The 26327-nt window shown below is 41.3% G+C and carries 34 protein-coding genes and 1 tRNA gene; 23 read left to right on the top strand and 12 right to left on the bottom strand.

All coding sequences use genetic code 11. The features are described from left to right. Positions 1-283: 283 nt before the first annotated feature. From LEPTO7376_RS26420 to LEPTO7376_RS11940, 3 genes are all read left to right on the top strand, one after another. A complete protein-coding gene (locus LEPTO7376_RS26420) occupies positions 284-439 on the top strand; it encodes a hypothetical protein (protein ID WP_015134430.1) in 156 nt (51 codons plus the stop codon). Positions 440-706: 267 nt separating this feature from the next. After that, entirely contained in the window at positions 707-1225 is a 519-nt protein-coding gene (locus LEPTO7376_RS11950) for a PTPA-CTERM sorting domain-containing protein (protein ID WP_160148446.1), read from the top strand. Between the two features lie 600 nt (positions 1226-1825). Then, positions 1826-2590 carry a hypothetical protein gene (locus LEPTO7376_RS11940; protein WP_015134428.1) on the top strand — a complete coding sequence of 255 codons (765 nt, stop codon included), beginning with the start codon at positions 1826-1828 and terminating at the stop codon, positions 2588-2590. A 109-nt stretch (positions 2591-2699) separates the two neighbouring features. On the opposite strand, the gene LEPTO7376_RS11935 is transcribed toward LEPTO7376_RS11940, so the two are convergent. The 6 genes from LEPTO7376_RS11935 to LEPTO7376_RS11910 form a co-directional block, all read right to left on the bottom strand. Continuing rightward, the gene (locus tag LEPTO7376_RS11935; protein ID WP_015134427.1) at positions 2700-3230 is read right to left on the bottom strand and encodes a hypothetical protein; all 531 of its coding nucleotides are present in this window, start codon (positions 3228-3230) and stop codon (positions 2700-2702) included. A 123-nt stretch (positions 3231-3353) separates the two neighbouring features. Further along, entirely contained in the window at positions 3354-3656 is a 303-nt protein-coding gene (locus LEPTO7376_RS11930; RefSeq protein WP_015134426.1) for a hypothetical protein, read from the bottom strand. Then, the gene (locus LEPTO7376_RS11925) at positions 3653-5098 is read right to left on the bottom strand and encodes a hypothetical protein (RefSeq protein ID WP_015134425.1); all 1446 of its coding nucleotides are present in this window, start codon (positions 5096-5098) and stop codon (positions 3653-3655) included. Before LEPTO7376_RS11925 ends, LEPTO7376_RS11930 begins: the two co-directional genes overlap by 4 nt. Further along, positions 5095-5955 (bottom strand): hypothetical protein, encoded by an 861-nt coding sequence (locus LEPTO7376_RS11920; protein WP_225901097.1) that lies wholly within the window; start codon positions 5953-5955, stop codon positions 5095-5097. The genes LEPTO7376_RS11925 and LEPTO7376_RS11920 overlap by 4 nt, the downstream gene beginning before the upstream one ends. A gap of 32 nt (positions 5956-5987) precedes the next feature. Continuing rightward, on the bottom strand, positions 5988-6245 hold the full coding sequence (locus tag LEPTO7376_RS11915; protein WP_015134423.1) for a hypothetical protein: 258 nt from the start codon (positions 6243-6245) through the stop codon (positions 5988-5990). Then, a complete protein-coding gene (locus LEPTO7376_RS11910; protein ID WP_015134422.1) occupies positions 6238-6657 on the bottom strand; it encodes a hypothetical protein in 420 nt (139 codons plus the stop codon). The genes LEPTO7376_RS11915 and LEPTO7376_RS11910 overlap by 8 nt, the downstream gene beginning before the upstream one ends. Before the next feature lie 112 nt (positions 6658-6769). Between LEPTO7376_RS11910 and LEPTO7376_RS11905 the strand changes: the two genes are divergently transcribed. From LEPTO7376_RS11905 to LEPTO7376_RS29075, 7 genes are all read left to right on the top strand, one after another. Then, positions 6770-7603 carry a hypothetical protein gene (locus LEPTO7376_RS11905; RefSeq protein WP_015134421.1) on the top strand — a complete coding sequence of 278 codons (834 nt, stop codon included), beginning with the start codon at positions 6770-6772 and terminating at the stop codon, positions 7601-7603. A 110-nt stretch (positions 7604-7713) separates the two neighbouring features. Beyond that, on the top strand, positions 7714-8115 hold the full coding sequence (locus tag LEPTO7376_RS11900) for a hypothetical protein (RefSeq protein WP_015134420.1): 402 nt from the start codon (positions 7714-7716) through the stop codon (positions 8113-8115). 56 nt (positions 8116-8171) lie between these two features. Then, positions 8172-8504 (top strand): hypothetical protein, encoded by a 333-nt coding sequence (locus tag LEPTO7376_RS11895; protein ID WP_015134419.1) that lies wholly within the window; start codon positions 8172-8174, stop codon positions 8502-8504. Between the two features lie 67 nt (positions 8505-8571). Then, positions 8572-8886 (top strand): hypothetical protein, encoded by a 315-nt coding sequence (locus tag LEPTO7376_RS11890; protein ID WP_015134418.1) that lies wholly within the window; start codon positions 8572-8574, stop codon positions 8884-8886. Between the two features lie 66 nt (positions 8887-8952). Continuing rightward, entirely contained in the window at positions 8953-9342 is a 390-nt protein-coding gene (locus LEPTO7376_RS11885; RefSeq protein WP_015134417.1) for a hypothetical protein, read from the top strand. Between the two features lie 972 nt (positions 9343-10314). After that, the gene (locus LEPTO7376_RS11875; RefSeq protein WP_015134414.1) at positions 10315-10782 is read left to right on the top strand and encodes a septum formation family protein; all 468 of its coding nucleotides are present in this window, start codon (positions 10315-10317) and stop codon (positions 10780-10782) included. 40 nt (positions 10783-10822) lie between these two features. Beyond that, on the top strand, positions 10823-11017 hold the full coding sequence (locus LEPTO7376_RS29075) for a DUF559 domain-containing protein (protein WP_398337793.1): 195 nt from the start codon (positions 10823-10825) through the stop codon (positions 11015-11017). 56 nt (positions 11018-11073) lie between these two features. Here the strand turns inward: LEPTO7376_RS29075 and LEPTO7376_RS11865 are convergent, their stop codons facing one another. Continuing rightward, positions 11074-11766 carry a hypothetical protein gene (locus LEPTO7376_RS11865; RefSeq protein WP_041763535.1) on the bottom strand — a complete coding sequence of 231 codons (693 nt, stop codon included), beginning with the start codon at positions 11764-11766 and terminating at the stop codon, positions 11074-11076. Positions 11767-11789: 23 nt separating this feature from the next. Further along, the gene (locus LEPTO7376_RS11860) at positions 11790-12161 is read right to left on the bottom strand and encodes a mCpol domain-containing protein (protein WP_015134412.1); all 372 of its coding nucleotides are present in this window, start codon (positions 12159-12161) and stop codon (positions 11790-11792) included. 218 nt (positions 12162-12379) lie between these two features. On the opposite strand from LEPTO7376_RS11860, the gene cas6 reads away from it, so the two are divergent. The 5 genes from cas6 to LEPTO7376_RS11835 all read left to right on the top strand — a co-directional run bounded on the left by cas6 (position 12380) and on the right by LEPTO7376_RS11835 (position 16596). Continuing rightward, positions 12380-13252, top strand: coding sequence for a CRISPR-associated endoribonuclease Cas6 (gene cas6 / locus LEPTO7376_RS11855; RefSeq protein ID WP_015134411.1), 873 nt, complete (start codon positions 12380-12382; stop codon positions 13250-13252). Between the two features lie 644 nt (positions 13253-13896). After that, entirely contained in the window at positions 13897-14961 is a 1065-nt protein-coding gene (locus LEPTO7376_RS11850; RefSeq protein WP_015134410.1) for a D-alanine--D-alanine ligase, read from the top strand. Between the two features lie 78 nt (positions 14962-15039). Further along, positions 15040-15438, top strand: coding sequence for a transposase (locus LEPTO7376_RS27600; protein WP_225901096.1), 399 nt, complete (start codon positions 15040-15042; stop codon positions 15436-15438). Between the two features lie 13 nt (positions 15439-15451). Next, on the top strand, positions 15452-16024 hold the full coding sequence (locus LEPTO7376_RS27595) for an IS630 family transposase (protein ID WP_041763060.1): 573 nt from the start codon (positions 15452-15454) through the stop codon (positions 16022-16024). Positions 16025-16143: 119 nt separating this feature from the next. Then, positions 16144-16596: an ATP-binding domain-containing protein gene (locus LEPTO7376_RS11835; RefSeq protein ID WP_041763533.1), complete on the top strand. Its 453-nt coding sequence runs from the start codon at positions 16144-16146 to the stop codon at positions 16594-16596. Positions 16597-16890: 294 nt separating this feature from the next. Here LEPTO7376_RS11835 and LEPTO7376_RS11830 read toward each other — a convergent pair. Beyond that, positions 16891-16964 (bottom strand) — tRNA-Val (locus tag LEPTO7376_RS11830). A 145-nt stretch (positions 16965-17109) separates the two neighbouring features. On the opposite strand from LEPTO7376_RS11830, the gene LEPTO7376_RS11825 reads away from it, so the two are divergent. The 3 genes from LEPTO7376_RS11825 to LEPTO7376_RS11815 are packed head-to-tail and all read left to right on the top strand — an operon-like array spanning position 17110 to position 18627. Next, on the top strand, positions 17110-17613 hold the full coding sequence (locus LEPTO7376_RS11825; RefSeq protein ID WP_015134409.1) for a hypothetical protein: 504 nt from the start codon (positions 17110-17112) through the stop codon (positions 17611-17613). A gap of 43 nt (positions 17614-17656) precedes the next feature. Then, complete coding sequence (locus LEPTO7376_RS11820) at positions 17657-18091, top strand: MAPEG family protein (RefSeq protein ID WP_015134408.1); 435 nt, start codon at positions 17657-17659, stop codon at positions 18089-18091. A 44-nt stretch (positions 18092-18135) separates the two neighbouring features. Further along, positions 18136-18627: a YajQ family cyclic di-GMP-binding protein gene (locus LEPTO7376_RS11815; RefSeq protein WP_015134407.1), complete on the top strand. Its 492-nt coding sequence runs from the start codon at positions 18136-18138 to the stop codon at positions 18625-18627. Here LEPTO7376_RS11815 and menA read toward each other — a convergent pair. Further along, the gene (gene menA, locus LEPTO7376_RS11810; protein WP_015134406.1) at positions 18624-19571 is read right to left on the bottom strand and encodes a 2-carboxy-1,4-naphthoquinone phytyltransferase; all 948 of its coding nucleotides are present in this window, start codon (positions 19569-19571) and stop codon (positions 18624-18626) included. The genes LEPTO7376_RS11815 and menA overlap by 4 nt on opposite strands. 554 nt (positions 19572-20125) lie before the next feature. Here menA and LEPTO7376_RS11805 point away from each other — a divergent pair. Then, positions 20126-20647: a hypothetical protein gene (locus LEPTO7376_RS11805; RefSeq protein ID WP_015134405.1), complete on the top strand. Its 522-nt coding sequence runs from the start codon at positions 20126-20128 to the stop codon at positions 20645-20647. A 29-nt stretch (positions 20648-20676) separates the two neighbouring features. Here LEPTO7376_RS11805 and LEPTO7376_RS11800 read toward each other — a convergent pair whose 3' ends face one another. Further along, positions 20677-21894, bottom strand: a complete 1218-nt coding sequence (locus LEPTO7376_RS11800; protein ID WP_015134404.1) for a DUF790 family protein — start codon at positions 21892-21894, stop codon at positions 20677-20679. Between the two features lie 174 nt (positions 21895-22068). Between LEPTO7376_RS11800 and LEPTO7376_RS11795 the strand changes: the two genes are divergently transcribed. Beyond that, a complete protein-coding gene (locus tag LEPTO7376_RS11795) occupies positions 22069-22950 on the top strand; it encodes a lipopolysaccharide assembly protein LapB (protein WP_015134403.1) in 882 nt (293 codons plus the stop codon). After that, positions 22950-23543, top strand: coding sequence for a ribonuclease HII (locus LEPTO7376_RS11790; protein ID WP_015134402.1), 594 nt, complete (start codon positions 22950-22952; stop codon positions 23541-23543). The genes LEPTO7376_RS11795 and LEPTO7376_RS11790 overlap by 1 nt, the downstream gene beginning before the upstream one ends. On the opposite strand, the gene LEPTO7376_RS11785 is transcribed toward LEPTO7376_RS11790, so the two are convergent. After that, positions 23544-24392 (bottom strand): M28 family peptidase, encoded by an 849-nt coding sequence (locus LEPTO7376_RS11785; RefSeq protein WP_041765508.1) that lies wholly within the window; start codon positions 24390-24392, stop codon positions 23544-23546. A 199-nt stretch (positions 24393-24591) separates the two neighbouring features. Between LEPTO7376_RS11785 and LEPTO7376_RS11780 the strand changes: the two genes are divergently transcribed. Together LEPTO7376_RS11780 and LEPTO7376_RS11775 are read left to right on the top strand one after the other, a co-directional pair. Then, positions 24592-25041, top strand: a complete 450-nt coding sequence (locus LEPTO7376_RS11780; RefSeq protein WP_015134400.1) for a hypothetical protein — start codon at positions 24592-24594, stop codon at positions 25039-25041. A 79-nt stretch (positions 25042-25120) separates the two neighbouring features. Then, positions 25121-26311 carry a DUF1176 domain-containing protein gene (locus LEPTO7376_RS11775; RefSeq protein WP_015134399.1) on the top strand — a complete coding sequence of 397 codons (1191 nt, stop codon included), beginning with the start codon at positions 25121-25123 and terminating at the stop codon, positions 26309-26311. The last annotated feature ends 16 nt before the right edge of the window (positions 26312-26327 follow it).

Genomic DNA, 26327 nt, shown 5'->3' with positions numbered 1-26327 from the left:
TTTTCATCAATTGGGGCAACCTTACTAAACGATTATGGAGACCTATATTGAATGAACTTGTGGAGCTTAAGCAGGTTCGTAGATACCTTAAGCCCTATTGCATGAGACATACATTTATTACTAATGAAATCAAGAAAAACACTCCTATTTACATCATCGCTCAACAGTGTGGAACATCTATCAAGATGATTACCAAAACATACCTTGTCTCTAATGATTGGTGGCTTGATGATGATGAGTTGAACTTAGAGCAATACGACAGCTTTATCCAGGAGTACAAGTAATGAGTGAGAACAAGAAATATGTTTTATTTTTCCTAGGTTTACTTGCAGGTATTGGCCTATCAACTACAGGTGACTTCTCTCTTGAGAGATTGTTCGTTGTAGTTGTTCCTGTGGGTGTTGCTGGAGTGATTAGTCAGGATGAATTTACTCTGTAGCCACTAGATTTACCTGTTGTGGGTTATCTAAGTTTTTACGTACTTTCTCTCTAGTAATTGCTCTATTTTCACGTAAGTAAAACCACTGGTTTTCGATGAAAAATATGAAGCTATCAGAAAGTAAAATGTCCTGATTAAGCTCTATTAGAAGGTTCAATGAAACCTTAAGTAAAAGTGACGTTGACGTAATAAAGTCAGTAGCAATTACTGCAAGCAATCAGGTGGCAAATAATGGAAGGTTTACTTGATAAGGTTACAAAATTAGGTGTGGTATCTGCTGCAATCGGAGTAGGTCTAGTTGCAGCTCCTTCAGTTAATGCGTTAGAGATTACAACTGCAAGTGGTACATATGAGCTTGAACTTGTGCTCGGAAGTTTTGATGCGAATGCAGATGAAATAAAATCAACCTCATGGTGGGGCAATTCCAGTCTGGCTGAGGAGTTAGCGCAAGCTGTAGTAGACCAAAATTTGTTCAGTGACTTGGGCGATCCAGATTTAGGAGTGTTATTCGGTTATGCTCAGCCTAGTGGGGATAACACGAGGGTGGATGTTTGGGCTGCCTACACACCTGAAGCTATAGCAATAAACTTCCCTGAGTTATTGAATTATGCAGCTTCAAATACCTATAGTTATTCGGATAATATTTATTGGACAAAGCCTTATTCATACTGGATTAGTGGTGGCACAGTTGAAGTAGAGTCAGTTCCCACACCCGCAGCAATCCTCCCAGTTCTCACTGGATTATTTGGTTCAGCTATTCGTAAGCGTAAAGAAGAAGACGCTTAACCTTAACTCATAACATCAGTCTTTTCTTAAAGTAAATGACTCTCTCAAGGTAAGTAGAAAGAGTCATTTTTTGTTTCTTTTTTTTGCGTATTATGCCGTCAACAAAGTTCTCTAAGGTGTCATTACAAAGTGACTGATGATAGTGCGCTAACGCGAATAGTAGCCATTTGGCTTTAATAAGGACACCTTTCGGTGAGTTGATTATTGAAGGTATATATTCAACCTCCGTCCCCACCCGCCACCACACTCTAATAGATATATGAAGATTTTGCAATACATATGAACTAATTGATGTGTTGGTAGTTCATCCTCACTGACCCTCTATCTCAGAATATTTAATTGATTAATTAATTAATTGGTTAATTGTTTCAGGATAGTGAGAAGAGATTTGAGCTTAGAGCAGAGGAACTGTGTCAACCAAATGTTGAGATGGGTATTAGCGTTAAGTAAGGTTTTACTGTGGTGTCTACATGAATATAATCAAAGGGTGTCTGACTTAAGAGTAAGTGGTTTAAAGCAAAAGAACTCATTGATGTACTTAGTATTGGAACCTCTAATTAACTCATGAGTTGCTTGACATCTGAATCTAGATTGAAAATCATGGAAACTCCTACTGAAAAAGAAAATCAAGACGACAAGAGTTATCAAGTTCAGCTCAAAGATACATTGGAGCTTGGTCAGAGTTGCCTTAACTTTATCCGAGACGGATTTGTATTCATTCTTCTCTGCATGCTGTTATTGAGACCAAAAGCACTTAATCGTATTTTTATAGAAGCTGGCTTAGTGGAAGGCGATTTTGGTATTTTCAAGTGGGAAAAACAACTGGAAGAAACTGACAACGATTTAATTAAAGCAGTAGAGCAAATTGACACCCTTAAGCAGGAGCTTGAAAATACAAATAAAAAGTTGCGAGAAAGTCAAGACACAACTCTTGAAGCTCAGATAACTGCTAACCAAGAAGCTGTTCAGCAAGCAGCATCAGTCAACTCGGAGATACAAACTACATTAGAAGACAATACCCCCTTGCTAAACCCAAGAGTAGATACTGAGTTAGCTTCTTTGGTGAAAATTGTCAGTGAATATAAAATACAAATTTTCTACAACGAGGGTAAACCAGATCAAAAAGTGGAAGCCGAAGACATCAAACTTTCACTAGAAGAAGCAGGTGTTGAGACTGAAATCCAAGTTCTTCCCCAGCAAGATAAAGCCTCTTCTGACCAAATTCGCTATTTTGCTGAAAACGAAAGAGATGTTGCCTTTGCCTTACAAAGTGTTTTGAGGAAATCTTACTCCTCTCGTAGATTTAATCTTCAAACTGTTTATACGCCCTCTCCGGGTTCTGTCTCAATCTTTTTGGAGTCATAAAAAGCCTTTTATTTCAGTACTTTCAGCGTTTTTTGCTATACGAGTGATTCACTCACTAGGCTACTATCTTGAATTTAGTACTAAATCGAGTACTCATTTCAGAATAGCGTCAATCAATACCTAAATGGTCTTGTGCAGTCACCAAGCTATCAGGTGCTTCATTCTCCAATAATTGTTCAGCTTCAAACTCTGCAACTGATTCCTGTTGTGGAGCTACAGCATTAACCATCACAGCTCTGTGGGCTTGGATATTCTCTAACTCACCTTGAACTGATAACGGAACACTGGCAATGTAACTTACCCCTGAAAACACATCATCAGCGTTATTTACTGAGTTCTCAAAGGTTTCAGACCCTCGATTAACCTTCTCAAGGAATTGATTGTATCTGCCATAAGGTGAACTAGTACTAATCGGTGGTTGATGATGCTTACCCTCATCACTAACTAGACCTTCATTTCGAGCTGTGTTCATCCATAAACCTAGACGGTCATTCGTAATCTCAGTCACTGATTGGAGTTCATCACCCATACTGCGTAGACCCCAATAAATTTGAGCACCAGAAGAAATGATGGTAGATCCTCGTAACCACTCTTCTTTTGCTCGGTTCTGCATATCCTCAGGAATGACCGCATCAATCATATCTCTGACCTTTGTCCCAATAATCGAATTGATAGTCGTTGGACTACCATCTTGGTCTTTGAATTCAATCCCAGCTAAACCAAGTACTTCATCTAATGCTATTCCTGCAAATTGAGCTACATCCTAACCTAATCGAGCTGCATTATGTACAAGGAAAGCTGTGTTCATCGTATTTAATGCTGCCTGTACAAAACTATTACGGTGAATAGCTGCGGCTTGTTTCTGGATAAATAACTGTCCATCTCTTAGTGGTTGAGTCGCATTTGTTATCCATGTTCTCGTTGATGCTGCTTGGGCTGAAACGTTGGCTTGTACCGCTGCAATACTGCCTCTAATACCTGATAATTTACTACCATTTGCTCTAACATCCCTTTGAGTAGATGAGGCAATTTGTTGAGTAGGTTTTACTGCACTATTAGCAATCACTTGAATACGGTTGTAATCAAGTGATTGCTACTGTTATTCTTCGATGTTGCATTAGTGACTGCTTGGGTCATTTGGGTAGAACTCGTTGAATACTTTCTATTGATAGATTCAATACGACCATAATCAATGTTTGTATTCTGAGTAGTGGTGTTATTAATTACCTTTCTTTGGTCATAGTTATTGGTGACATTGGTGATATTAGTAGTGTTGTTATTATTAACCACGGGTTGCCTCCCAATGTTGGGGAATCTATTTGCAACAGTGTTGATTATCTTTGCTGTGAATATTGCAGATGTTGCCCCTACAATTCCGTTGATTATGTTTACTTTTAGAGCATTAGCATCTGCTTTTGCTTGAGCTAAATTCGCAACACCAGAAATTTGATTTAATCGACTATTTAGAGATGCCCCTAAACTTGCTAAGCCACGTGATAATTCTTGGTCTGTAACATTATCTTGATTCTCTAATCTACGGACTCTTGCGACTAGTGGAGTGATGAATTTTCCAAGTATTTTGGATATCTCATTACCTAATGAAAGTACCTTAGCTTCTAGCTTATTGATGCGATTGCTTGTTTGATAGAAACTTGCAATAGAAAAACCTGCTCCAAAGACGGAAACAATCGTTCCAACTAATGCCAGTAGAGGCGTTAATTTCGCCAGTACTAGACTAACTCCTGCTAGGGTTTTCTTGATTAAAGCAACAGCCGCTGCTAATCCAGCTATCTTGGCGGTATTCGCTGCTACCTTGAATGCCAAAGCGCTAACCTTAGCTTCCAGTTTCGCTATCTGGGTTCTGGCAAAATTATCAACTGCTTCCTTCTTCTTTCTTGCTTCCTCTAAGGCTTTTTCAGCCGTCGTTTTTGCCGATTCAGCAGTGGACTTAATCTGATTTATTAACCGTTTTCTCTCCCTCACCTCTGCTGACAATTCCTTTCGTAGTCCATTTATATCGTCTTCTGCATTGTCAATCAGTTTCTCTAATGACCTTTTTAGGGCATTATCTTTTTGGTCGACATAATCTTTTGTTGCTGCTTCTCTTCTTAGCTTTTCTAATTCAGCTTTGGTTGCAAACAGACCGCTTTCTTTATCCTTTTCCGACTCTCTAATAAATGCTTCAACACTCGACAATCGACGTTCTAGCCGGGCAATATCCGATTTCGTTGCATAGGCCGCCTCTCTCTTAAATTGCTTTTCTAAGTCTTGATTATCTTTGATTACAAGGTCTTTAATCCTTTGCCCTAGAATATCTAACCCATTATCGACCTTCTCGAAGAAAGGATTGTTGCGACTATTGATGTTAGATTCAACTCTATTCAACTGGGAGAAATCAGCCTTCTTTTTAAGCTTTGTTTTTAACGCTGTATTCTCTTTCAATAAGGCATCAATCTTGCTGTTGATCAGGGTAAGTTTTCCGGAGAATTCACTACAATTACAACTCATAATTTCCCTATTATTTGATTGGCTAAATTACAGACCTTTTGGCATAGTTCCTCTTCGACCAGTTCGACAGTTGGGCAAGTGTCATTGGGAGGCAGGTCATAGGTTGTACCATCCGCATAATTGACCCTCACAACACAACCCCCGATTTGAACCCATTCAGGGCAAGAATTAAGGGGGTAGTCTTCTGTTGTCCCGTCCACATAAGATATTGAGATTTTCGCCTCTGAAACCGGGGTTCCTTGTACGTCGTGCTCATACAAGACTCTTGCACCACTGGCATTAAAGAACTCCCACACAGGGAACTCTTGATACTGTGGGTTGGCTGGCATATTGCCATAATTGTGGGAGTGTAATGTCTGAGTTCTTTTGTCAAAATCGATGGGGAATGTTCCGTTGTAGAAATTAAGCTTTGCTGGGCAGGTACTCGGACGGTTCGCCGCTCCTAGGAAACGGTCATAGTCGATGGTAAAAGCCTTGGTTGTATCCCCTTCAGTAATGAAAGTGAACCATCTATTAGTCCCATACTGACTCCCTGCATAGGTGTAGGAAAAGCTGTAGTTATTGCCTAAGACATAGCCATAGGATTCCGCCTCTACAATGCCTTGACATGAGGATGGCATCAGGAACGTTTTTAGGGTCTTGTCTGGGGACAATTGGAAGCTCACCGCATCCTCTACTGATTGAGTCTCTCCAGTTGTTTGTTTCCTATAGCTAACCCCACAGACCTTTTCCGCATTAGCTATTTCCTTGGAAGCTTCAAGCGTCCCTTGGGTATTTTCCCCTGTTCCCCAAAGAATACGGGTATTCGTGGATTGTAGGGAATAAGGATTAACAGGGTCAATCTCTTTTGACCCCATAAAAGTTTCCCCATCAATAGATAGTCGTCTACTCATCTACTATCACGGAATGATTGAGAGTTATTTAAAAGAAACTGGAATATCGATTGATGTGATTCTTTTATCTCTCTTAAGTCCTCTTTCATACCTGCTACTTCTGCATCGAATCGCCCCATTTCCCGTGCAGCTTTTTGCATATCTTTAGAGGCTTTTAACGCCAAAGGTAGAAAGATAGCCACTACAGCAACAATGACCCCTACTTCTACTCCTGAATTACTGCCAAACAATGCAATAAAATCAGTATTAATCATTATCATTCACCGCACTAGAGGAATTAAATTCAGTGGCAGGGTCGTACTTGAAGAAGAGTACAAAAGATAGTTTCAAGAACTTCTGTAACTCAGTAATAGGATTACCATCATTATCAGTTGTTCCACTATCTCTTTCAGTGAATCCTTGTGCATCAAAGAACTCCGCATTCTCATCAGAGAACACAGGGCAATCAAGATTAGTAAGCTTATTTTTGAACTGAGAAAATAACTCTCTAATCAGTGCTACCAATACCGATTCATCGTTATGGGCTAAGTTCCCTAACCCTGTCCATGATTGGGTAATACTTGCGTGGGTTGTATCTAAAGTAACCCCTGTAATGTTGCCGTCTACATCATCGTAAGTGAAGGTGATTGCAGGGAATAAGACTGAAGCTATGTTCTGAATTGTCATAATTTAAACTGATAGAATCAGTACAAAGATATCCACTTTCTAAGACAACGTCTACCTCTATCTTGAAACAGTTAAGTAATCAGTTAAGTAATTAGTTAAGTAATTCAGAATCATGCCAGAAACTAACCAGCCAGCACCAGAAAATTACAATCCTAAAACGCATTTTTTACAGGTTGCCGCCAAGTCTCTAAACCCCGAAATGAGGGAATTCTTTGACCCCAATGGTGAGATAGAGGAACTTGATATCACTACTCCTACAGGAGCACTTCGTAGAGCTTGCTTGATTGATGTGGATGAGAGTCTTTTGCTCAATGTAGGCAAGATGATTTTTTATGGCTTAATGACTGGCAAGCTCAGTGAAGAGCTAATGAGTAAGTTCTATGGAATACCAAAGGATGACTTTAAATTGCGTAGAAACAACTTACAAGCTCAAGTCGTTCTGAAGTTCCAAGAACCTAGTAACTTACAAAGAAAAGCCAGAAGAAATCACCCCAAAAGAATGAAGGTATCTGTCCCTTTATTGAAGGACGCAACAGACGTAACAATAGCCGAGCTTACGGCGATTAAAAATAGACTAAAACAACGGTTTCCAGAACCAAAAAGTAGAACGGACTTGTACCTATGTGGCAATAATAAATACTCTTATTACGACCCTGAACAAGGCTTGCAGATGCCACAGATACAGGCAGCAAACCAGAATCAAGCAATCGAGTTTGTCAAAGATATTTGCTACTGCTTCAGTAGAGATTATGATGATACGCGCTTAAACGAGAGCAGAAAAATAAACCCACGTGCTCAAGATGAAACTGTGAAGGTTATCGGCAAGACAACCCGTAGGAAAAAGAAGAAGGTGATTGGTTATGTATATCTCGTTTCAGCGACGTTTATCGGAGCAGATACAGGTGTCGAAGAGCTACTACTTTACCGCCCTAGAATGAGCATTTAGACTAGTTCAAAAAGTCTCGAACCTTTCAACCTAAACCTTAAGGTATTGCTCGTGATTTTAGGCTTTTTTGATTGCTAGGTTGTAGTTGTCAAACAACTGATTTAATCACTATGGCTAAAGCTGGTACTAACCCAAAAAATCAACGTTCTTTGTATGAGTTCACGTTGAAAGGTCAAAAATATCTCATTTCTCTTAAAGAAGGAATCTATGATTCTTGGGCTTCGATTGTCGGTTACACCAAAATCACAGGGGACATCCCTGAAGGCGCAATTACTGTAAACACTGACGACGCAATTGACAATATGCTGTTGCTTGTATTCGTAGCTAAGTATGTCAAGGGCAAGCACCCCGTTACAGGCAACGCCAACACTCAAAGCGGTGCAATCTTTATCCCCCGTGACAAGGTAGAAGAAGCTGTAGACCCGGCTACTGGCCTTGCGGGTAAAACTTACAATGGTTTCCCTATTGCCAAAATCGGCCAACCTCGTAAGCGCTCTTACCGTTACGCATAGGTTTTCCCTTCTTTGTTTTCTCTCTGTTTACCCATCTTTTTCTTGAGGTTTAATCAATGGCTAATGCTTGGATTGTTGAGGGTTTCCGCGACGAAGCGGCTACAACTCCCGACTATGTTCTGAATACCGATAACTCCACCCTTGATGTCGTTTCGGCTGATGTGCCGAATCCTGCTTGGGTTGATGATGGTTCTCAAACGACACCTGATACTAATGGTGAAGATCGTTACTTGGCAGAAGATACTGATGCTTACAACAATGCTCAGGTCTTTGGCTTTGGAGACTTTACCATTGACCAAGTTCGAGTAACAAAAGCTCAATTCCAAGAGCTTAATCCCAACATTGATATTCGTATCAATACCGCGACTGTGACTGTAGTCCGTGACTAGGTTCTTCTGTTGACGATAATAGCCACGTTTTTTAGGGGGTTAACGCCCCCTTTTCTATTGCAAGATAATGACTTTAATTCCAGTTTCAACAGTTCAAGCAAAATCAGGAGAAAGAATACCTGTATCTGTTGAGTTCGATTATGTACAGGTACAGTTTTTAACTTTTGCTAATGTCTCTCACTTTGATGGGTATAAAACAATAGCACCTATTTTTATTCAGCCAGTGGTAGACATTGGTGGGATAAACGTTGCGTATGACAAGACTTATCGAGTTAATAAAAACCCATCAATTATCGATTTAAGAGATGTGTCTTTACCCATAACTGCCCTAGATATTAGTGGTGCAAGAAGTTCAATCATTACCCTATATCAGTCAGCTTAATTTGCCACTTATTGAGCTATTGGATATAGTAATTTTGCACCCAACAGAAACACACACTTATACATCATGGCTAATCGTCAATTTACAGAAGCTACAAACGGCAACAAATACGCAAATTTAAACACTACTTTTCGAGTCGGTTCTACTGCCATATTGCTGGCTTATGCAGATTTGAAGAATAATGCAAAACCAACAACTAAAGTAGTAGACCCTTATGCTCCTATTGAGGCTGCACAAAGTACCAAAAAGCCTAAGATTAATACTCGTAAAATCTTCTTATGGATTGAAGAGAAATTAAAGAATCATGGGTATGACTATGTCGTCACTAAGGTTATTGAGCCTAGCTGGTTTGATGCAGATGATATTAATCAACTCTGTGAATGGTTCCCTGATATTGCAGATGAGATTAATGAGGTTATGACGGTTGATGAACAGGCAGATAAGCTTGCTGCATAAATCCAACAAATAAGTTTTACGCCCAATTCGCTTCTCTCTGAGGGGCGTTTTTTTGTGGGTAGGGGGTCACCATTCTGAATCTATTAATCGATTGATTAATAGATTGATTAATCATTTCAGAATAGAGAGGGGGTGAATGCCTGTGGTTAGAGAGTAGAAATCGCCAAAATCCTTGCTATGATTAGATTAGAGATGTTTTCTATGTATGGTGCGACATCCATTGATGAACTTGAGATGGTGGCAATCGAGATAGAAGGTCACGAGAATCTAATTAGTGTTGTGTTAGCTAATATGAATTCGTACTACTAATGCGATCTCTAACGCTTAGGTCTCAGTTATTTATCGAATCAAGATGGAAGAAATACGAATCAAGTTCACTCTTAAGGATTATATTGATGGGAATATCGTATGGCATAGACAGGACAAAATACAGAAACTATATGCCATATTTCTTAGACTAGTAGCAATTTTTTTTGCAGTTGCTTGCGTCATTTCATACGTGTTGAATGACATCCCCACTTGTATTTTTTCCTTGTTTTTCTTCGTGTTTTCACTTCGTTCTGCATTTAAGGAACAGCTCACCATACCTTTTGCTGCTAAACAAACATTTGACCAATGTCGAAAACAGTTTAGCCAAGAACAACTGTTTATCTTTGACCGCCAAGTTATCACGATACATAGCGACATCGATGACATCACTATGAGATGGTTCGACCGACATATCATTACCCCTGATATGCTTTTGATTTTCACCACGCCAATAAACTTTTATCTTCTACCTAGAAAATATTTTCCATCGCAGGAGCAGTACGACAAGGTTTGTGAGATTGTGAGGAATTTTCCACAAGGTCAAGATTAATGGCTGCTAATAATGAGCGTACTGAGCAATAAGTATTTAGAAAATGAACACTCAAGCTATTGTTAATCCATTAACTTAACTATTGACACAACACAATTATTTAGGAGACCGAAATGAAATTTAGACTTGTTATTTTTATAATCAGCCTCATTGGATTCGGTGTCTATAATCACTTCACAAGTGCTAGGCGGGATGGCAGCGGCGATATTGTCAGCGAAGGGCAAATTGGCTCTTTTGAGATCAAGCAAGGTGATTGCTTCAATAATACAGATTTCTCAAATCTAACCACTCTGCCTGCTGTGCCTTGCGCAGAACCCCATGATAATGAGGTTTATGCGGTATTCGACATTCCACTATCAACTTATGAGTCTGACGATGAGACCTTTAGGTTGGCAGTAGAAGCCTGTACTGAACGCTTTGATAATTTTGTTGGCAGGACTTATGAAGATTCCAAGCTTGATATCTTGACGCTCTATCCCACCTTAGCGACCTGGGAAGAAGGTGACCGTGGAATCGTCTGTGCGGTGTTCGACGTAGATGGCGAAAAGCTGATGGGTACTGCTGAAGGTCTAGGTATATAACGAATCCGAATATACAAATGTCGAGTAGAACTAGATTTCCTTGTATTTGAAGGGGGGTAAGTGCGTAATCCTTGAGATTGATGGGAAACACCACAACGCAGATGCTGCAAGGGATAGGGATTATTCAAGGGATAGGTTGATGTTGAAAGAAGGGATATCTACAGCTCGGTTTACTGCTCAGGAATGTATGAATGCTACTGCTGAAGTGGTGAATGAGTTTTTGGGGTTGTTTTGATTTATTTCAAGAAAAAATAATCTGTCCAAAAACTAGTAATTCTACTTTGTCGTTTTCTATGTATGGCGAGTTTGAGAGAATTGTAGGCCGAGTGAAACTATTGTTGCTAATGAGGCAACAGCACTCAACAATGAAGCTATCGAGATACGACTAAACATATTGAATATTACAGAGAGCAAAAGAATAATGATTGAAATGACAATTGCTAATAAACTCAAAATATTTTTTCTTTTAACATTATCGTAAGCTTCTCGAAGAGCAGGTTCTTCGCTAAGGTGGACATATTTGAAATCCGATTGATTTAGATTGTGATATAGAGAAGCAAGTGGATTGTTTCGCTCTATTCTCTTATAAAGATGAAACTCATAAAGATTTCTCAATCCATTTACCAAGCAAGCTGCTAACACTAATTGGCTAGCAGCTTTTGTTGTAGGCGTAATATCAATTATGTATTTGTTACTTGTGCTTAATTTTCGCACAAGCTTAGCTAAATCATAGCCAATATTTTTATCTTGGATTTTGATGATACGTCCAAAATTAATTGAATCCTGAAGTTGCGCATAAATTTTTTGAGTTTTGGCAAGTTCTTCTATTCGATTTTGTATGTCCTTCTTCAAATCTTCTGCCTGATCGGCTCTGATTCCAGTTGATATGCCAGTGATATGCAAAAAAATAACATCTTCAATTCCCATGGCAAAACGCGCATTGCAAAGGACATTGATATAGGTATAAATTGTGTCACTAGACATCACTAATATCATTCCTGTCCTTATCATTGCTGAATGTCCTCAAATGTTACTAGTCGATTTTTCCCTCGAAGCTTCGCATATTTAAGAGCTAAGTATGCTTCTCTTGCAGTATTTCCAGTGCCAATGGAAATACTTGGCAATCCTTGTTTCTGGAACTCTATTCGTAGTTCTTCTAAGATTTGAAATACCTTTGGATTTAGCGGGCATGAGGCGAGAATACTATCACCTCCTAACAAATGGACTTGTGCTTCAAGAAGACAGGAAAGATTATTTGCAAGCCACTCAAAACGAGTTTTCAATTTCTTTGCAAAGATTTCAAGATCACCAATTTGTTCGTCTAAAATATACAATTCAAGATTTCGACCTACATCATCCCCATCTATCGATATAAACATTTTTTATTCATTAAAAAGACATTATTTGAAAATCACAGTTATATGACAATTGAAAAACGAGATATTTAGAGTAAGAGATACTGATTCCAGATCCTTATAATGGCTGTAGGTAGGTAGATCTATTGTTAAGGATTTATCAGGTGTTTTTGAATTTATTAGCTATTTAGCATACTGCGACTTATAGCTTTTATCACAATAAGTTTACGATAATCTAAACTATGGTCACGAAGTTTGAGTTAGCTAATCTATCCCGTCGGAAAAGAACAGATTTGATGGGAATAAGGTTCGATCTCTCCGCTCAATATGATTTCTTCTTGGAGGAGACTTACGCCAAGGGATTACATGCTTGGTTCTTGAACCAAATTAGAGACTATGATCCTGAATTTTCTGCATATTTACATGATCAGTCGGCAACAAGACCATTCTCGATGTCACGACTAAACGGAGAAAGTTTAGGTGATAATCTTCAGTTGATTGCAGGGAAACGTTATAAATGGTTTTTGCATTGCTTCTCTCAGGGTGTGACGGATACTGTCTTGGAGTGGTTGGGGGATGTACGGCCATCAGTTGTGTTGATAGGTACATGCGAATTAGCGATTGAAAGGGTAAGCGTCAGCCTACAACCCTATTGTTATTTGGATTTATTACAAATAACACGACAGAACTGCATGATATTGAGTTTTTTGTCACCAACTGTTTTTCGTGTCAGAGGAGCGTATTTACCTTTACCGATGCCGCGCAATGTGTTTCATAGTTATTTGCGACGATGGAATGCTTTCTCAAAATTTGAGGTAGATCTGGAAAACTTTTTAGACTGGGTTGATGATTTTGTTGTAATTCGGAAGCATCGACTTGCAACGCAACGAGTGGGGACTGCAAGGAAGAGTATAGTAACCGGTTTTTTGGGTTCAGTTCAGTTTGCAGTCAGATCTGAAGGACTGTTTCATGAGGGATATGTTCACCTGTTTTCAGTTTTGGGGTTTTTCGCGCCTTATTGTGGAACAGGCAGCAAAACAACTTATGGACTAGGTTTTACGCTGTTGAGTGAAGTTGAGTCTCCTACTAGTACGTTCTTGGAAAAGCAGCTATAGCGACGGTCAAATCAGGTGTAAGAAGTAATGCAGTCAGCCAATTATTAACAGCTCAAAAGATATGGTTAAAGGGGCTGGAGGATCAAATCTGAAAAAAGCTTACTGTTATCGACTGAGTAGACTTTAGCGTTCAGCAAAGTTGGTTGTTCCCAAAAATCCTTAAGGCTCTAACTCAGCAAAAAGGGTCACTCTGGGTCTCTATTCTGAAACGAGTACTCAATTTAGTACTCAATTTAGTACTAAATTCAAGATAGTGACCTAGTGAGTGCAAGCAATCTTATAGTGAAAAACGCTGAAAAGTCTACTATGAAGGGTTTACAGCGTCATTCTGTTTCCCACAACTTAGAACGGCATGTCATTTCGATTATCTTTTTTGACTTTGTAGTCTGCACCACCTGATTCAGCAACACTTATTGTCGGTTCGTGCCCATATCCCATCAACTCGAAGAGCTTATCTGTTGAGATATTGAGTGCTCTAGCAAGAGATAGTCCTGTTGCTCTAACCACCAAACTGAATAGTGGTCATATTGGAAGGATTATCACGGGTGTTGGGAGGGAAATCGGATTTTGAGCATACCCATCCATTCACCAATATAATTAATTCACTTTTGCATTTATGACTACAAATCAGGCAAGGTGTTGTTATGCCTATAATATTAGGTTTGTTGTTTGGCGGCAGATCCGGAGCACACAATGTCTCAGTTGGTGCAGCTCAAGATATTTATAAAGCTTTGCAAACAAGCAAATATAGCAAGAAATACCATGTAATTCCTTTTTATATCCAGAGAGATGGTCGTTTTGCACCTAAAAAAATAGCGACATCGTATCTTGATAACAAAAATCATGGTTGGTCTTTTGACCAATCTGAACTTCCAAAAGAATCACTAGTCTTTACTGATGAACTAACAACTATTGATGTTTGTCTTTCTACAATCTTGTGCGGAGTTGGCTCTGGCGATGGCAGTATTCAAGGTTTTATTGAAACTCTGCAAATCCCTCTTGTCGGCTCTTCAGTATTAGGGGCTTCAATTGGCGCAGATAAAATCACAATGAAAAGGGTTTTTGCTCAGATGAATATACCTCAAGTGAAATACATTTCTATTGATAAATCTAAGCTATTTTCCTCCTCTAAATCTTTAGATAATTTTTGTGATGAAGTTGAGAAAAGCTTTCGATATCCTTATTTTGTAAAACCATCTAGGTTGGGTTCATCTCTTGGTATATCCATGGCCAATAATCGGCAAGAATTAAAAGATGGTTTCCAACTTGCCTCAAGCTATGACCATCGAATTATTGTTGAGCAAGGTATCAAAGCACGAGAGTTAAGCTGTGCTGTTTTAGGAAATATCGCCCCTCAAATATCCATCCTTGCCGAAAAGGTTTACGAGAATAGTTTCAATAGTTATGACACTAAATACAAAGCTAATCAAGGGCAATTTAAACTAGTTCAAGATCTCCCAGACAGTATTACCCAAGATATTAAAAAGTTGGCAAATTTAGCTTTTAAAGCTATTGCTTGCTTAGATGCCTGTCGCATTGATTTCTTTTTACTGGAAGATAATCAGACAGTGATGATTAATGAGGTAAATACTGTTTTTGGTTTCAAAGAAAGCAGTATGTTCTCTTTTCTTTGGAAATCAGTAGGTATAGAGTTCCCTGACTTGATAGATAAACTTATTACTTTAGCCTTGGAGAGAAAGAATCTATAAAAAATTCTGCTTAGACAATACTTGAAAAATTTACAGCAAATTTCAGCCTAGCAAGGTGTATGAAGTAGTATAGGTGAGTTGACTGGTGAGGAAGAAAGTAGCATCTTGCCGAAAGCCTACTCATTAGACTTAAGACAGAAAATAGTGGATGCCTACGAAAGGGGTGGTGTGAGTCAAAGTAGTCTTGCCCGACAATTTGGAGTGGCGAAAAGTTTTGTACAAAAGCTCCTCGACCAAAAACGACTGACAGGGTCGATTGCTCCGAAAAAACGAAGCCAACAAACACCTCCCAAATTAAACGAAGAGCATCAAACAATATTGCGCCAGTTGCTCACCAAGAAAAACGATGCGACGCTAGCGGAACTATGTGATGAGATGGAGAAACGCACTGGTCTCCGTGTGGCCAATAGCACCATGCATCGCACCTTAAGAAGAATGGGATATAGCCTCAAAAAAAACATTCTATCCAGACCTTAAGGCGACAAAACGAGTGCAACAAGCCAGATATGATTTTTGGCAGAAAATGCAAGCGACTCTAGCGAAAAACTTGATTTTTATCGATGAATCGGGCGTGAACTTAGCCATGACAAGACTGAGGGCACGTTCTGAGAAAGGGAAACGAGCTTATAGTCCGAAATCCAGTAAACGAGGCAAGAATGTTTCTTTGATTGGAGCATTAGGCTTCAAGGGAATGGTCGCTAATTATCATCTGCTGGGGAGTACGGATGGATTAACCTTTGAAGCATTCATCAGCCAGAAGTTAATACCAAACTTATGGGCGGGAGCATGTGTGGTGATGGATAACTGTTCGATTCATTTAGGAGAGTCAGTACGCACAATGATTGAGGCCGTGGGAGCTAAGTTGATTTACCTTCCTCCCTATTCTCCAGATTTTTCACCCATTGAAAATTGCTGGTCAAAGTTGAAAAGTACCTTGAAAAGTATCGGGGCAAGAACTTATCTAGCTCTAGACAAGGCAATTGAGGTAGCTTTTTCCAAGATTACCCTTGATGATATTCGATGCTGGTTTACACATTGCTGCTATTGCACCTCACTCGACTAGAAATTGCTATATTGTGATTTTCTTCATTGGTTGATTTACTCTGTAGCGCTGATAATTGGGGGTAGTCCTAAAAATGTAAGGATGAGAGAGAAAGGAGCAAGAAAAAAGTCCTCACGAGAATGCCCCATTGCCCAAACTGTCAGTCTACTAATGTCGTTAAAAATCAAGAACGTATCCTTTATTCTCCCAATAGAGAGCAATTTGAGGGGTATAAATTAACCCTTGCGAATACAGAATTACCCTATGGAGGTATTGGGTACGAACAGTCAAAAGTAGGGGTAACCACAGTAAAATACTCAGAGATGAGCAAGTACCGTAAGGCGGTTAAGTTAGCCAAGGAAAAAGCACTTAATACCGATGGTAGATATTGGCGTGACTACTACAAGCTGTTAGAGCTTAATGCTGATATTCGACACGTCTACGCGGGTACTATTCACAGCCTCCAAGGAAGCACCTATGAACGGGTAATTATCCGTAATGACTTCGGTCGGTTCAAGGATTCATTTGTACAGCCACGACTTTGGTATGTGGGGATGAGTCGGTGTAAGAATTATTTGGCGGTAGCATCATGAAGAATCACATTGATTGCGAAAAAGCTGCCGCTATCGTTAGTGACTGCATTGGCAATATGAGGATACGCCTAGGGTTCTCCCCTTTCACCTCAATAGACTACGAAGTCTCGAATCAGAAAAAAGCGTTCAAAGTTTCTATCTGGTTTTATTGGGGGAAACGAAAATAACGGACAGGTCATCCATACTAATTTAGTGCTAACCTACAAATACCCCTGTGTCTGATTTGGGTCTGTTTTTACTTTTTGGTTAGAGAGTCAATGGAGAGAATCCTCTGAAACCTAGTCTATATATGTATGGACGTAACTGGATTCGAACCAGTGACCCCATCGATGTCAACGATGTACTCTAACCAACTGAGCTATACGTCCGAGTCACAAACAAGACTTAAATATAACAGTGGTTATTGTCTGTTGGCAAGGGATTTACTGCGAGACAAAATTTAGGATTGCTTTATCAATGATGTTTGACTTAGAATAGCATCGACTATTCAGGCTACCAAGTCCCCCACGATCTTTGAGTCAATCCCTAGATATTCCGACCCTTGATACTCTGGCACAAGAGTTAGCAGCCATTCAGCAGACCGGCTCTAAACGCATTGCTCTCATTGGCACACGCCACGTGCCGATCACTCACCAACATTTGATCGAGATGATGAGTTATGCCCTTGCACTGGGTGGGAACCGAATCATTACGTCTGGGGCCACAGGAACTAATTCTGCAGCAATCAAAGGAGTTATGCGCGCAGATTCTAGTCTTTTAACAGTTATTTTGCCCCAAAGTCTTGACCGCCAACCACGGGAATCACAAGTACAGCTTGAACAGGTTGTGCATCTCGTCGAACACCCAGAGAACGATACTATGAGTCTGAGTGAAGCGAGTGCAGCTTGTAATGCTGAAATAATTTCCCGCTGCCAGCAATTGATTTGTTTTGCCTTCCACGACAGTGATACTCTCCTCCAGACTTGCAAAGAAGCGGAAGAGCAGCGCAAACTCGTCACCCTTTTCTATTTCGATTAAGTTAAGCTTCTAATCGATAAACGTTTGTTTGGTTAGATCGATTATGAGTCTGTCTGTTTCTGCTGTCTTAATTTACTCGTTAGTTGGTGCGATTGTACTCGCTTATGCCCCCTATGCGGTGTCTGCATATGCTCGGGTAACAGTGGCATCAAAGAGCGAAAACAAAATGGAAATGTTTCAGAAGCCTCGAGCGCTTTTTGATACGCTGCCAGATTTTGCGAAACGGGCTTATTGGGCACACCAAAACGGTTTTGAAGCATTGCTAGTTTACACAATTGCAGCACTATCGGCTGTGGTGACTGGGGTTGAATCCCAAAATGCAATTTATGCGGCGATCGCCTTTCTGATTGCGCGGGCATTATATTCAGTATTTTATATTGCCAACATTGCGCCGTTGCGTTCGATGATGTTTGGTGTCGCAAATATCTGCAATATCATTTTATTTAGTTTGAGCATTGCCGCTGTCCAAAGCCTGTAAACTTATAACCTCAGCGTAAATTCTAGTACCCTTTTTATCTGTCTATGGCTTCTACTAATTCCTTTGATGTTGTGAGTGACTTCGACCGCCAAGAATTAGTCAATACGGTTGATCAGGCGATGCGAGATATCAAAAATCGCTATGACCTGAAAGATACGAAGACAACCATTGACCTAGGGGAAGATACGATCACCATTAATACATCAAGTGATTTTACGTTGGATGCAGTGCAAACCATTTTGGTGACGAAAGCTGTCAAGCGTAATTTATCGCCTAAACTTTTTGATTATGGTGATCCTGAGTCTGCCAGTGGTGGTCGAACTCGCCAAGTAATTACGTTACGGCGAGGCATTTCAAAAGATGATGCCAAGAAAATCACCAAAATGGTTAAAACAGATTTTAAAAAGGTACAAGCCTCTATTCAAGGGGATTCGGTACGGGTTTCGAGTAAATCGAAGGATGATCTCCAAGGGGTGATGCAGGCTATTCGAGATCTCGATTTCCCAATGCCGATTCAGTTCAACAATTACCGCTAATAGGTTAAGCCTGTCACGCTCAGAAAGCTTAAATCGTAATAGGACAGGATATAGGCGATCGCCAATAATATGCCGCTGCTGAAGTGAAATTTAACGGCGAAAAATTTTGCGTTTTTCACTTTGTCAGGATCTGCGTGATTAGTTCGGACATGGTTAATCAGCTGTAGTGCAAAGGGTGCGCTGCCAAAAGTAATTAACATCCACGGCGACCACAGCCCGAAGGCAATTAAGCCACAGGTTAAAACAAGTACGCCGACCAAACTATAAGTTAAAACCTCTGCGCCAAGTGCTGTACCGAGACGCACAATAGGTGATTTTTTGCCTGCGGCCAGATCATCTTCAGCTTGGTGGAAATGGGAGCAAAATAAAATGATGCTAGTCGTAAGCGCCACCCACATTGATGCCAAGCATCCTCCTAGTGTGATGGTGTTAGCTTGGCTATAAAACACACCCAATCCCGTGATCAAATAGGCAATAAAACAGACAAATTCACCGATGCCAAGATAGCCCAAACGAAAAGGTGGCCCTTGATAGGTATAGGCGATCGCCGCCGCTACGACTAGCAATCCTAGTACTGTCCAATCTTGCTGTAGATAACTAATCAGCGCGATATTTCCCAATCCCAACGCAAGAAAGCCATTTGCTAGCCAGAAAATGAGTTGGCGATCGCCTGTGATATTAACGAGCGAAGACGCTTTATTAACATCAATCCCAGTGTCTGAATCGAAGACATCATTGCTCAGATTCATCCAAGCAATCATACAAACCGACGCAAACAAAAATAGCCCAAACCGCAAGCCATCGAATAGTCCCAATTCGCCGTAAGCAGAAGCAGTTGCGACAATAATCGGGGTCACTGCAACGGTATAGATCGGAGGTTTAATCGCTGCCAACCAAGGCTTGTGAGAATACGCAGTGGTCGGAGATAGTTTATCAGTGAGCATTCTTTCCTACATGTGCCAAAGTCTTCAAAGCAGTGTATCTCAACTTTCTGTCCTACAACGGCAAGCTTCACCTACCTGTTACAAAAGAGTATTCGTCTCCTCTACCGATAAATCATCATAAAAAATCCCGTACCTGAACGGATAAGGCACGAGACCAAAGACAACAAATTCTTCTCTATGGCATCCACCATAAAAAATATGGATCCCCAGCTGCTGTTAATTTCATTACGAACTGGGCAATTCTACGAACTTCTGTAAAGTAAATGACAGCCCATTCCGTAAAAATACTTAGAATTTTGGTAAAAATAGTAAATGTAAGCCTTATCATAATTAACCCAAGAATTTCTTAGAACACTTTGTATCCAAGCTATTAGGAGGTTTTAACCCTGCAGCTTTTCGAGTTTGACTCCTCGCGAAAGCACAACGCAAATAAAGCAACACGACCACATCTACCACCGCATTAGCATCACCAACGTGTGGCGATCGCCCGACTGACTATCTACCAAGCGATCTATTTATCCGCACAATTTTTCACGACAGGAGTGCAAGAGACTATGACTAAAGCCCATGCCACCCCGATCGGGGAACTTTTAACCGCAGCCGGATTGATTTCTGAAGGGCAACTACAAACAGTGCTCTATGACCAGCAAGTTTATGATGACTTGCGCGTCGGAGATATTTTGGAAACGAGAGGTTGGCTTTCAAAAAAAACCGTTGACTTTTTCTGTGAGGTCTTTCAGAAAGGTATTTATCAACCAAATAAACCTCAGCTCCTTGGGGAATGTCTCGTAGCAGCACAGCTCATCAACCCCCAACAAATTCAAAATATTCTCAGCGAACAACAGGTTAACCATCTGCGCTTTGGTTCCGTCGCTGTCCTGAAAGGCTATATTTCCCAGCGCACCCTCGATTTTTTCCTGCACCATCTCTGTTCCAACAAGGCGAAAGACAGTGATTATCATCAGGTGAACCCCCGTCTCAAAGATTCAAAAATTACAATCGAGCAAAATTATCACGCGACCAGTCCCCAAAAACAAACCATCACTACCCCAGACGAAGAAATTAATTGGATTTAACAGCCGCTCATTGATTTGGCGATCGCCCATCAAGCGTCGAGGATCTTGAGCACTTCGCGAGCTGGTAATTTCTGTTTAAACCAGATGAGGTGATTCGGCAGTTCTTTGAAATCGACCCCTGCTTTTTGAAGATTGAGACGTTCAGAGACGGCGATGATTAGATTTGGATAAGCAGCACGACGAATCTTTGAGAACTTTTTCTGGAGATATTCTGGTCGCCAATAGCCCACAATTTCCAATAAAAACTCTCGTCCATCGGGATGCACCACCCGAAAGTCTGGAATCATGACGCTGCCGGGTAAAGGAATCAAATCCACTTCCCGCTCTAGATGCCAATCCGTTTTGAGCTTATTCCAACTTTTCACAAAAGAAGCTTCGAGCATACTGTCATAGGGTTTGCCGGGTGGATAATGGCTCACCAGCCCACAATCATCTTCGAGAGTAAAACGACCGTGGCGGATGGTATTGGTGTAATTGTCTTTGTAATGCAGCTGGGCTTCGAGTTGCCATTTACTGACGTGGAGCAAGGCGGGTAACATTTTGGCGATCGCCAGACCGTAGCGAGTACTGGGTTTAAAAAGACTGGTGGGGCCATCAATAGTGATTGTAAAACCGGTGTCTGCATCTCCCTCGATATAGGTCATCAACTGAAACAGTTTCAGGTAGCGGAACAGTAGCTTATATTCACCGGGATCATTGCGGTGGGCATGGATAATCAAGAAATTTGCTTTATAGAAAATCCCTTGGGTTTGAGAGAGGTTATAGCGGTGAATTAAAGCTTTGGGGTCAGGCGGCTCAAATTCCGTCAAAATATGATTTTCGGGGAGATCTGCATAGAGTCCCGCAGCAATATCATTGGGAAAAATATCGCGCTCATAGAGTTGGGTTAATTCGGTGGCGATCGCCTCTAGCACTTCCATTTTTTGATCAGGAATCGGCACACCAGCACAGGAAGCGGCAAATACTTTTTCCCGCAATAGTAGTGGTTCGAGAGGACTAACAATCTCAAAGGTACTAAAGTGATTTTTCAGCAGATGAGCCAACCCACGTTTCACTTTAAAATCCGTACTTTCCCCTTCAATTTCCTGGAGCTCTGCCTGCAATACTTTTTTCGGTTCGCCACGACAGCCTTCAAAACATTCAATTAATTCTGCCGCTAAGGCGATCGCCGCTTTCGAGAGGGACAAATGTTTTGGGACAAGGGTTTCACCTTTGCGGCGTTGGAGCAATAGATCAGATGGCAGCATAAATTGTAAATTTTGTTACCAAAATGCGGAACCAAGCATTTGAGAGCATACCGTTAAATTTTGCAGATTTACTGACATTAAAGGGGTAATTAGCCACTTATATCAAATGCATTAAATCCGTTACGATAATCATTACTAATTTAAATAAGAGCAATAGCTCAAACAGATCATTCGATGGATAACTTATTGACGGCGGAACGCACGACCTATCGCCCCTTGGAGTGCCGTCCTGACAGCTATCAAGGATGGTATCGACAGGGAAATATTCACTGGCAATCTGGTCGGGTAGAGGAAGCGTTATTGTGCTTTAATCGAGCGCTTGAGTACCATCCCGAAGATTATTGGACGTGGTACAAACAGGCGATGGCCTACGAAAAACTTGGCTTTCCCCACGAGGCGATCGATAGTTATGCTCAAGCTTGCAATATTTGTCCTAAGAATTATTGGTCTTGGTACGATCAGGGCTGTCTCTTCATGGAAAAGCTCGGGAAATATGACCGGGCGATCGCCTGTTTTGAGAAAGCTTTAGAAGACCATCCAGAAGACTATTGGTCAAACTATCGTTTGGGTGAATGTTGGCGACTATTGGAGAAATATGCGCGAGCCTTGTCCTATTACGACAAGGCTTTAACGTTTCGTCCCAATGACTATTGGAGTTGGTATCGTCGCGGTGATGCGCTGCTAGCTTGGGACAAACCTGAGGTGGCTTTAACTAGTTATGATCGTGCCCTTGAAGTGAAACCTGGTGATTTTTGGGCATGGTACCAACGGGGGCAAACCCTAGAGGAATTAGAGCATTACACCAACGCAATTGAGTCTTTTGAGCAAGCACTCGTAGATATTCCGAAAGATGCTGATACTTGGTATGAGCAGGCCTATTGCTTTGCAAAGATCGGCAATTTTGAAGAAGCATTCAATAGTTTAGAAGCAGCCATTCAGCTCGATCCCGAAATCTATTTTCCTGATGCGGAAGATGATATGTGTTTTGCGGAGATGTGGCGGATGGCACGTTGGGATGATCTCAATGATCTTTATGATGAGTTTATGGCTGAATAATGGCTTTAATCGCGGGAGTCGATGAGGTGGGTCGGGGCTGTTTATTTGGGCCTGTGTTTGCAGCGGTAGTCGTTGTGAAATCTTGTCAGGAAAAACAGCTACGGCAACTGGGCGTAAAAGATAGTAAAAAACTCTCGGCAAAAAAACGCGACTCTCTTGTCCCCGAAATTTATGAGGTGGTAGAAGAATGGGCGATCGCCTCAGCTTCAGTGGCAGAAATTGACGAAATCAATATTCTTCAGGCTACTTTTTTAGCAATGCGTCGTGCCATTGAACAGCTCAGTTGTCAGCCAGAGCACTTCTTGATTGATGGCAATAAAACTATTCCGAATATAGATATTTCCCAAACTGCAATCGTGAAAGGGGACGACGAATTTGTGGCGATCGCTGCCGCGAGTATTTTGGCGAAGGTGGCACGGGATAAAGAAATTGTTGAGTTGGCAGACACCTATCCCGAATACGATTTGGCGAGCAATAAAGGCTATGGCACAAAGAAACATCGTTTGGCCATTCTCGAACATGGTTTAACGCCTCACCACCGCCAATCTTTCAAAATCAAAGAACTCAAACAGCTTTCTCTCGATTTGGAATAGTTAGCGCAATTGGGCGATCACCTCGCATAATCCCTCACAAACCTGACCCAAGAAATCGAGATCGAGGGTTTCAAAAGTATCAGTAGGTTGGTGGTAGTGGGGATTCCGCATATCGGCAGTATCGGTCACCATCATTGCTTTGTAGCCCTGCTCCCAAAATGCCAAATGGTCACTCCGTCGCGCATCGGGCACTGGATATCCTCGCCATCCCGCTGGCAACCATTCACAAGGCACTGATTTTTTCAGCGATCGCCCCATGCCCCACATTTCTGGAATCGTTTGGATGTCACCGATTAGCGCAATAAAATCTCCCGTTGACGGATAAAAATATTTCAGAAAGCTCGGATATGTCTGAGAATTTGGGGCGTGGGAGCAGTAACCCAGCATCTCTAAACTCAACATCAATCGCAAGGGTTGCTGATTTTTTTTGAGGTGAGCCGCATATTCTAAACTGCCACAGAGTCCAAATTCTTCAAGATCAAATGCCACTAAACGAATCGGATAACGCGCTGGATTTTGGCTAAAAAAGTTAGCCATTTCCAGCAGCACAGCAAGGCCAGTGCCATTATCATCAGCCCCCGGACAACTAATCACCGCATCGTAATGCGCCCCAATTAAAATGGGTGGTTTTGTCTGTACTGCATCATCAGCACACAGATCCAAAATAATATTTCCGTGAGTTTTGCCTTGCGCCTCAAAGCGAAAACTCTCAGGCTCACCATGTTCTTCCATTGTTTGCCGGACATACTCTTTCACATAGAAATGTCCTGCCGCCGAAAAATAGGGATCGCGATTCCGAATAATATGTTTGAGATGTGTCGTGAGCCGTTCTTTTAGAGATGCTGACAAGAGTTTTGCGATGCCAAATTTCAATAAGCCTTTGCACGAATAGTAACCCCAAAAGTTTTGTTTCTGTTTCTGTGACGACTCTAAATTTTGAAAATTCGAGATCTAATCTGAGGGTAGGCGATCGCCTTTAACGGAATGACGAGATTTGGGGTTGAAGCGTTGATTGTCGGTTTTAAAGTTTTGAAAGAGGAGTAAATCGATGTTTAAGAGCAACAATTTTCTTAGTGGTAAACAAAAGGGCTTCGTGATAGGGGCGATCGCCCTTAGTGGTTTTGGGATAATGTCAACGGCTTTAGCTTGTGAACTCATCCTGCCTGATCAAAAAATAATGGCTCAGTCCAACGCCCAAACACCAACGGAAATTTCTGGCGCACATCCTCTAGCGATCGCCCTCAGCGCAGCGCAACAAGATGGTTATGTTAGTGACGGGACTTGGAAAGAAACAATTGATATTCAGCACGATTCGGCAGAAAGTCCCACAAGCGCAACGGTGGTGATTACCCAAACAGGATTTTTAGATGATTCGGTAAAAGGACACCAATTTACGGTGCAGATGAGTAAAGGAAACGCAGGAAATTGGGTGCTAGAAGAAATTGACAAGGAATGGCTTTGCTACCGTGGTATGTCCGACAGTGGGCTGTGTTTATAGGCTCTCAAATCGTTCACACTAACAAATCCGTGCATCTCCCATCTCATTCATTCGCTACATTCACAAGGTTCTGAAATCTATGAAAACTCGTTATTTTCTACTGCCAATCGCTGCTTTGTTCGGTAGTAATCTGATCGGTTGCACGGCGATCGCCACCCAAACCCCCTCAGCAATTTATCCCTCAAATCCTGAGACAATCTCCGTTAAACTCCCTTCAGAAAATTCATCAGAAGTTTCCCTCACACCGCAGCTCCCACCATCAGAACTAGAGCAAAAAACAGAGCCCAAGCTTCTAGCCTATGAACTCGAAGGCGAAGCCAAACAACACATCTTGCAGGCGATCGCCGACCAGAAAGATGACTTGAATTTATGTCTCGATGAACCCGAATTATCCGCCGAAAGTCTCGAATTTTCAGACGTTTATGTCCACGGCGATAGCGAGACTTTTTTAGCCAAAATCCTCTGTTGGAATGCCGCATACCAAGGGGTTTATGAATTTGTGGTCGTCACACCAAATCTTGAAACCCAGTCTTTAGACTTCCGCCATAGCAATATCAATTTAGTCGGCTATCCCACCTTCGATTCAGAGAGCAACATTATCCATAACAGTTACAAATTTAATGGGGCTGGCAGTTGTTTTGAAGAAACGCGCCATTACTGGGATGGCTATTCACTGCGACTCCTTTCTGCGGAATTAGTCGATGGCGTAGAGTTTGGCTGCGATGACATGGGCGTGCGATCGCCGTCCGAAGATTTTTTAATCACCTCGACTAGTGTTGGCAATGCAAAATTGGGCATGACCTTAGCTGAATTTCGGGCACAGATGAAATCAAACATGACCTTAGAGCCTGTGATCCTCGGCGTGGATATTCCCGATGGCCTTCAACTGTCTTGGTATGGCGATGTGCAATATGACCTCGGCTTTGACTCATTTCCGATCACCGAAGACTCGAAAATCAATTTAATCGCAATCCGCAATCCTAGTTACAAAACAATTCATGGCGTGGGCGCAGGCACTCCCCTCACGGCGGCGATCGCCCAACATGGCCCAGCAACCCTAAGTTACAGCACAGAAAATGAATTGCGTGAGGCGATCACCTTCGAGGATGGCCTATTTGCCGATGATTCAAATACCAGTATCTGGATTCGTTCCAACCAATGGACAATCACTGATTTTGCTGGGATTTATCCTGAAAGCGATAGTTCCTACCATGAAACCCGGAATTACCATGATCATGCAGCAATCAGTTCAATCTGGCTCATGCAATAAAGCATCTACGTCTCAA

It is taken from the genome of [Leptolyngbya] sp. PCC 7376, from assembly GCF_000316605.1.
Taxonomy (GTDB): domain Bacteria; phylum Cyanobacteriota; class Cyanobacteriia; order Cyanobacteriales; family MRBY01; genus MRBY01.
The sequence above is the reverse complement of the archived record's forward strand: the minus strand, read 5'-3'. Positions and strand labels throughout refer to the sequence as shown.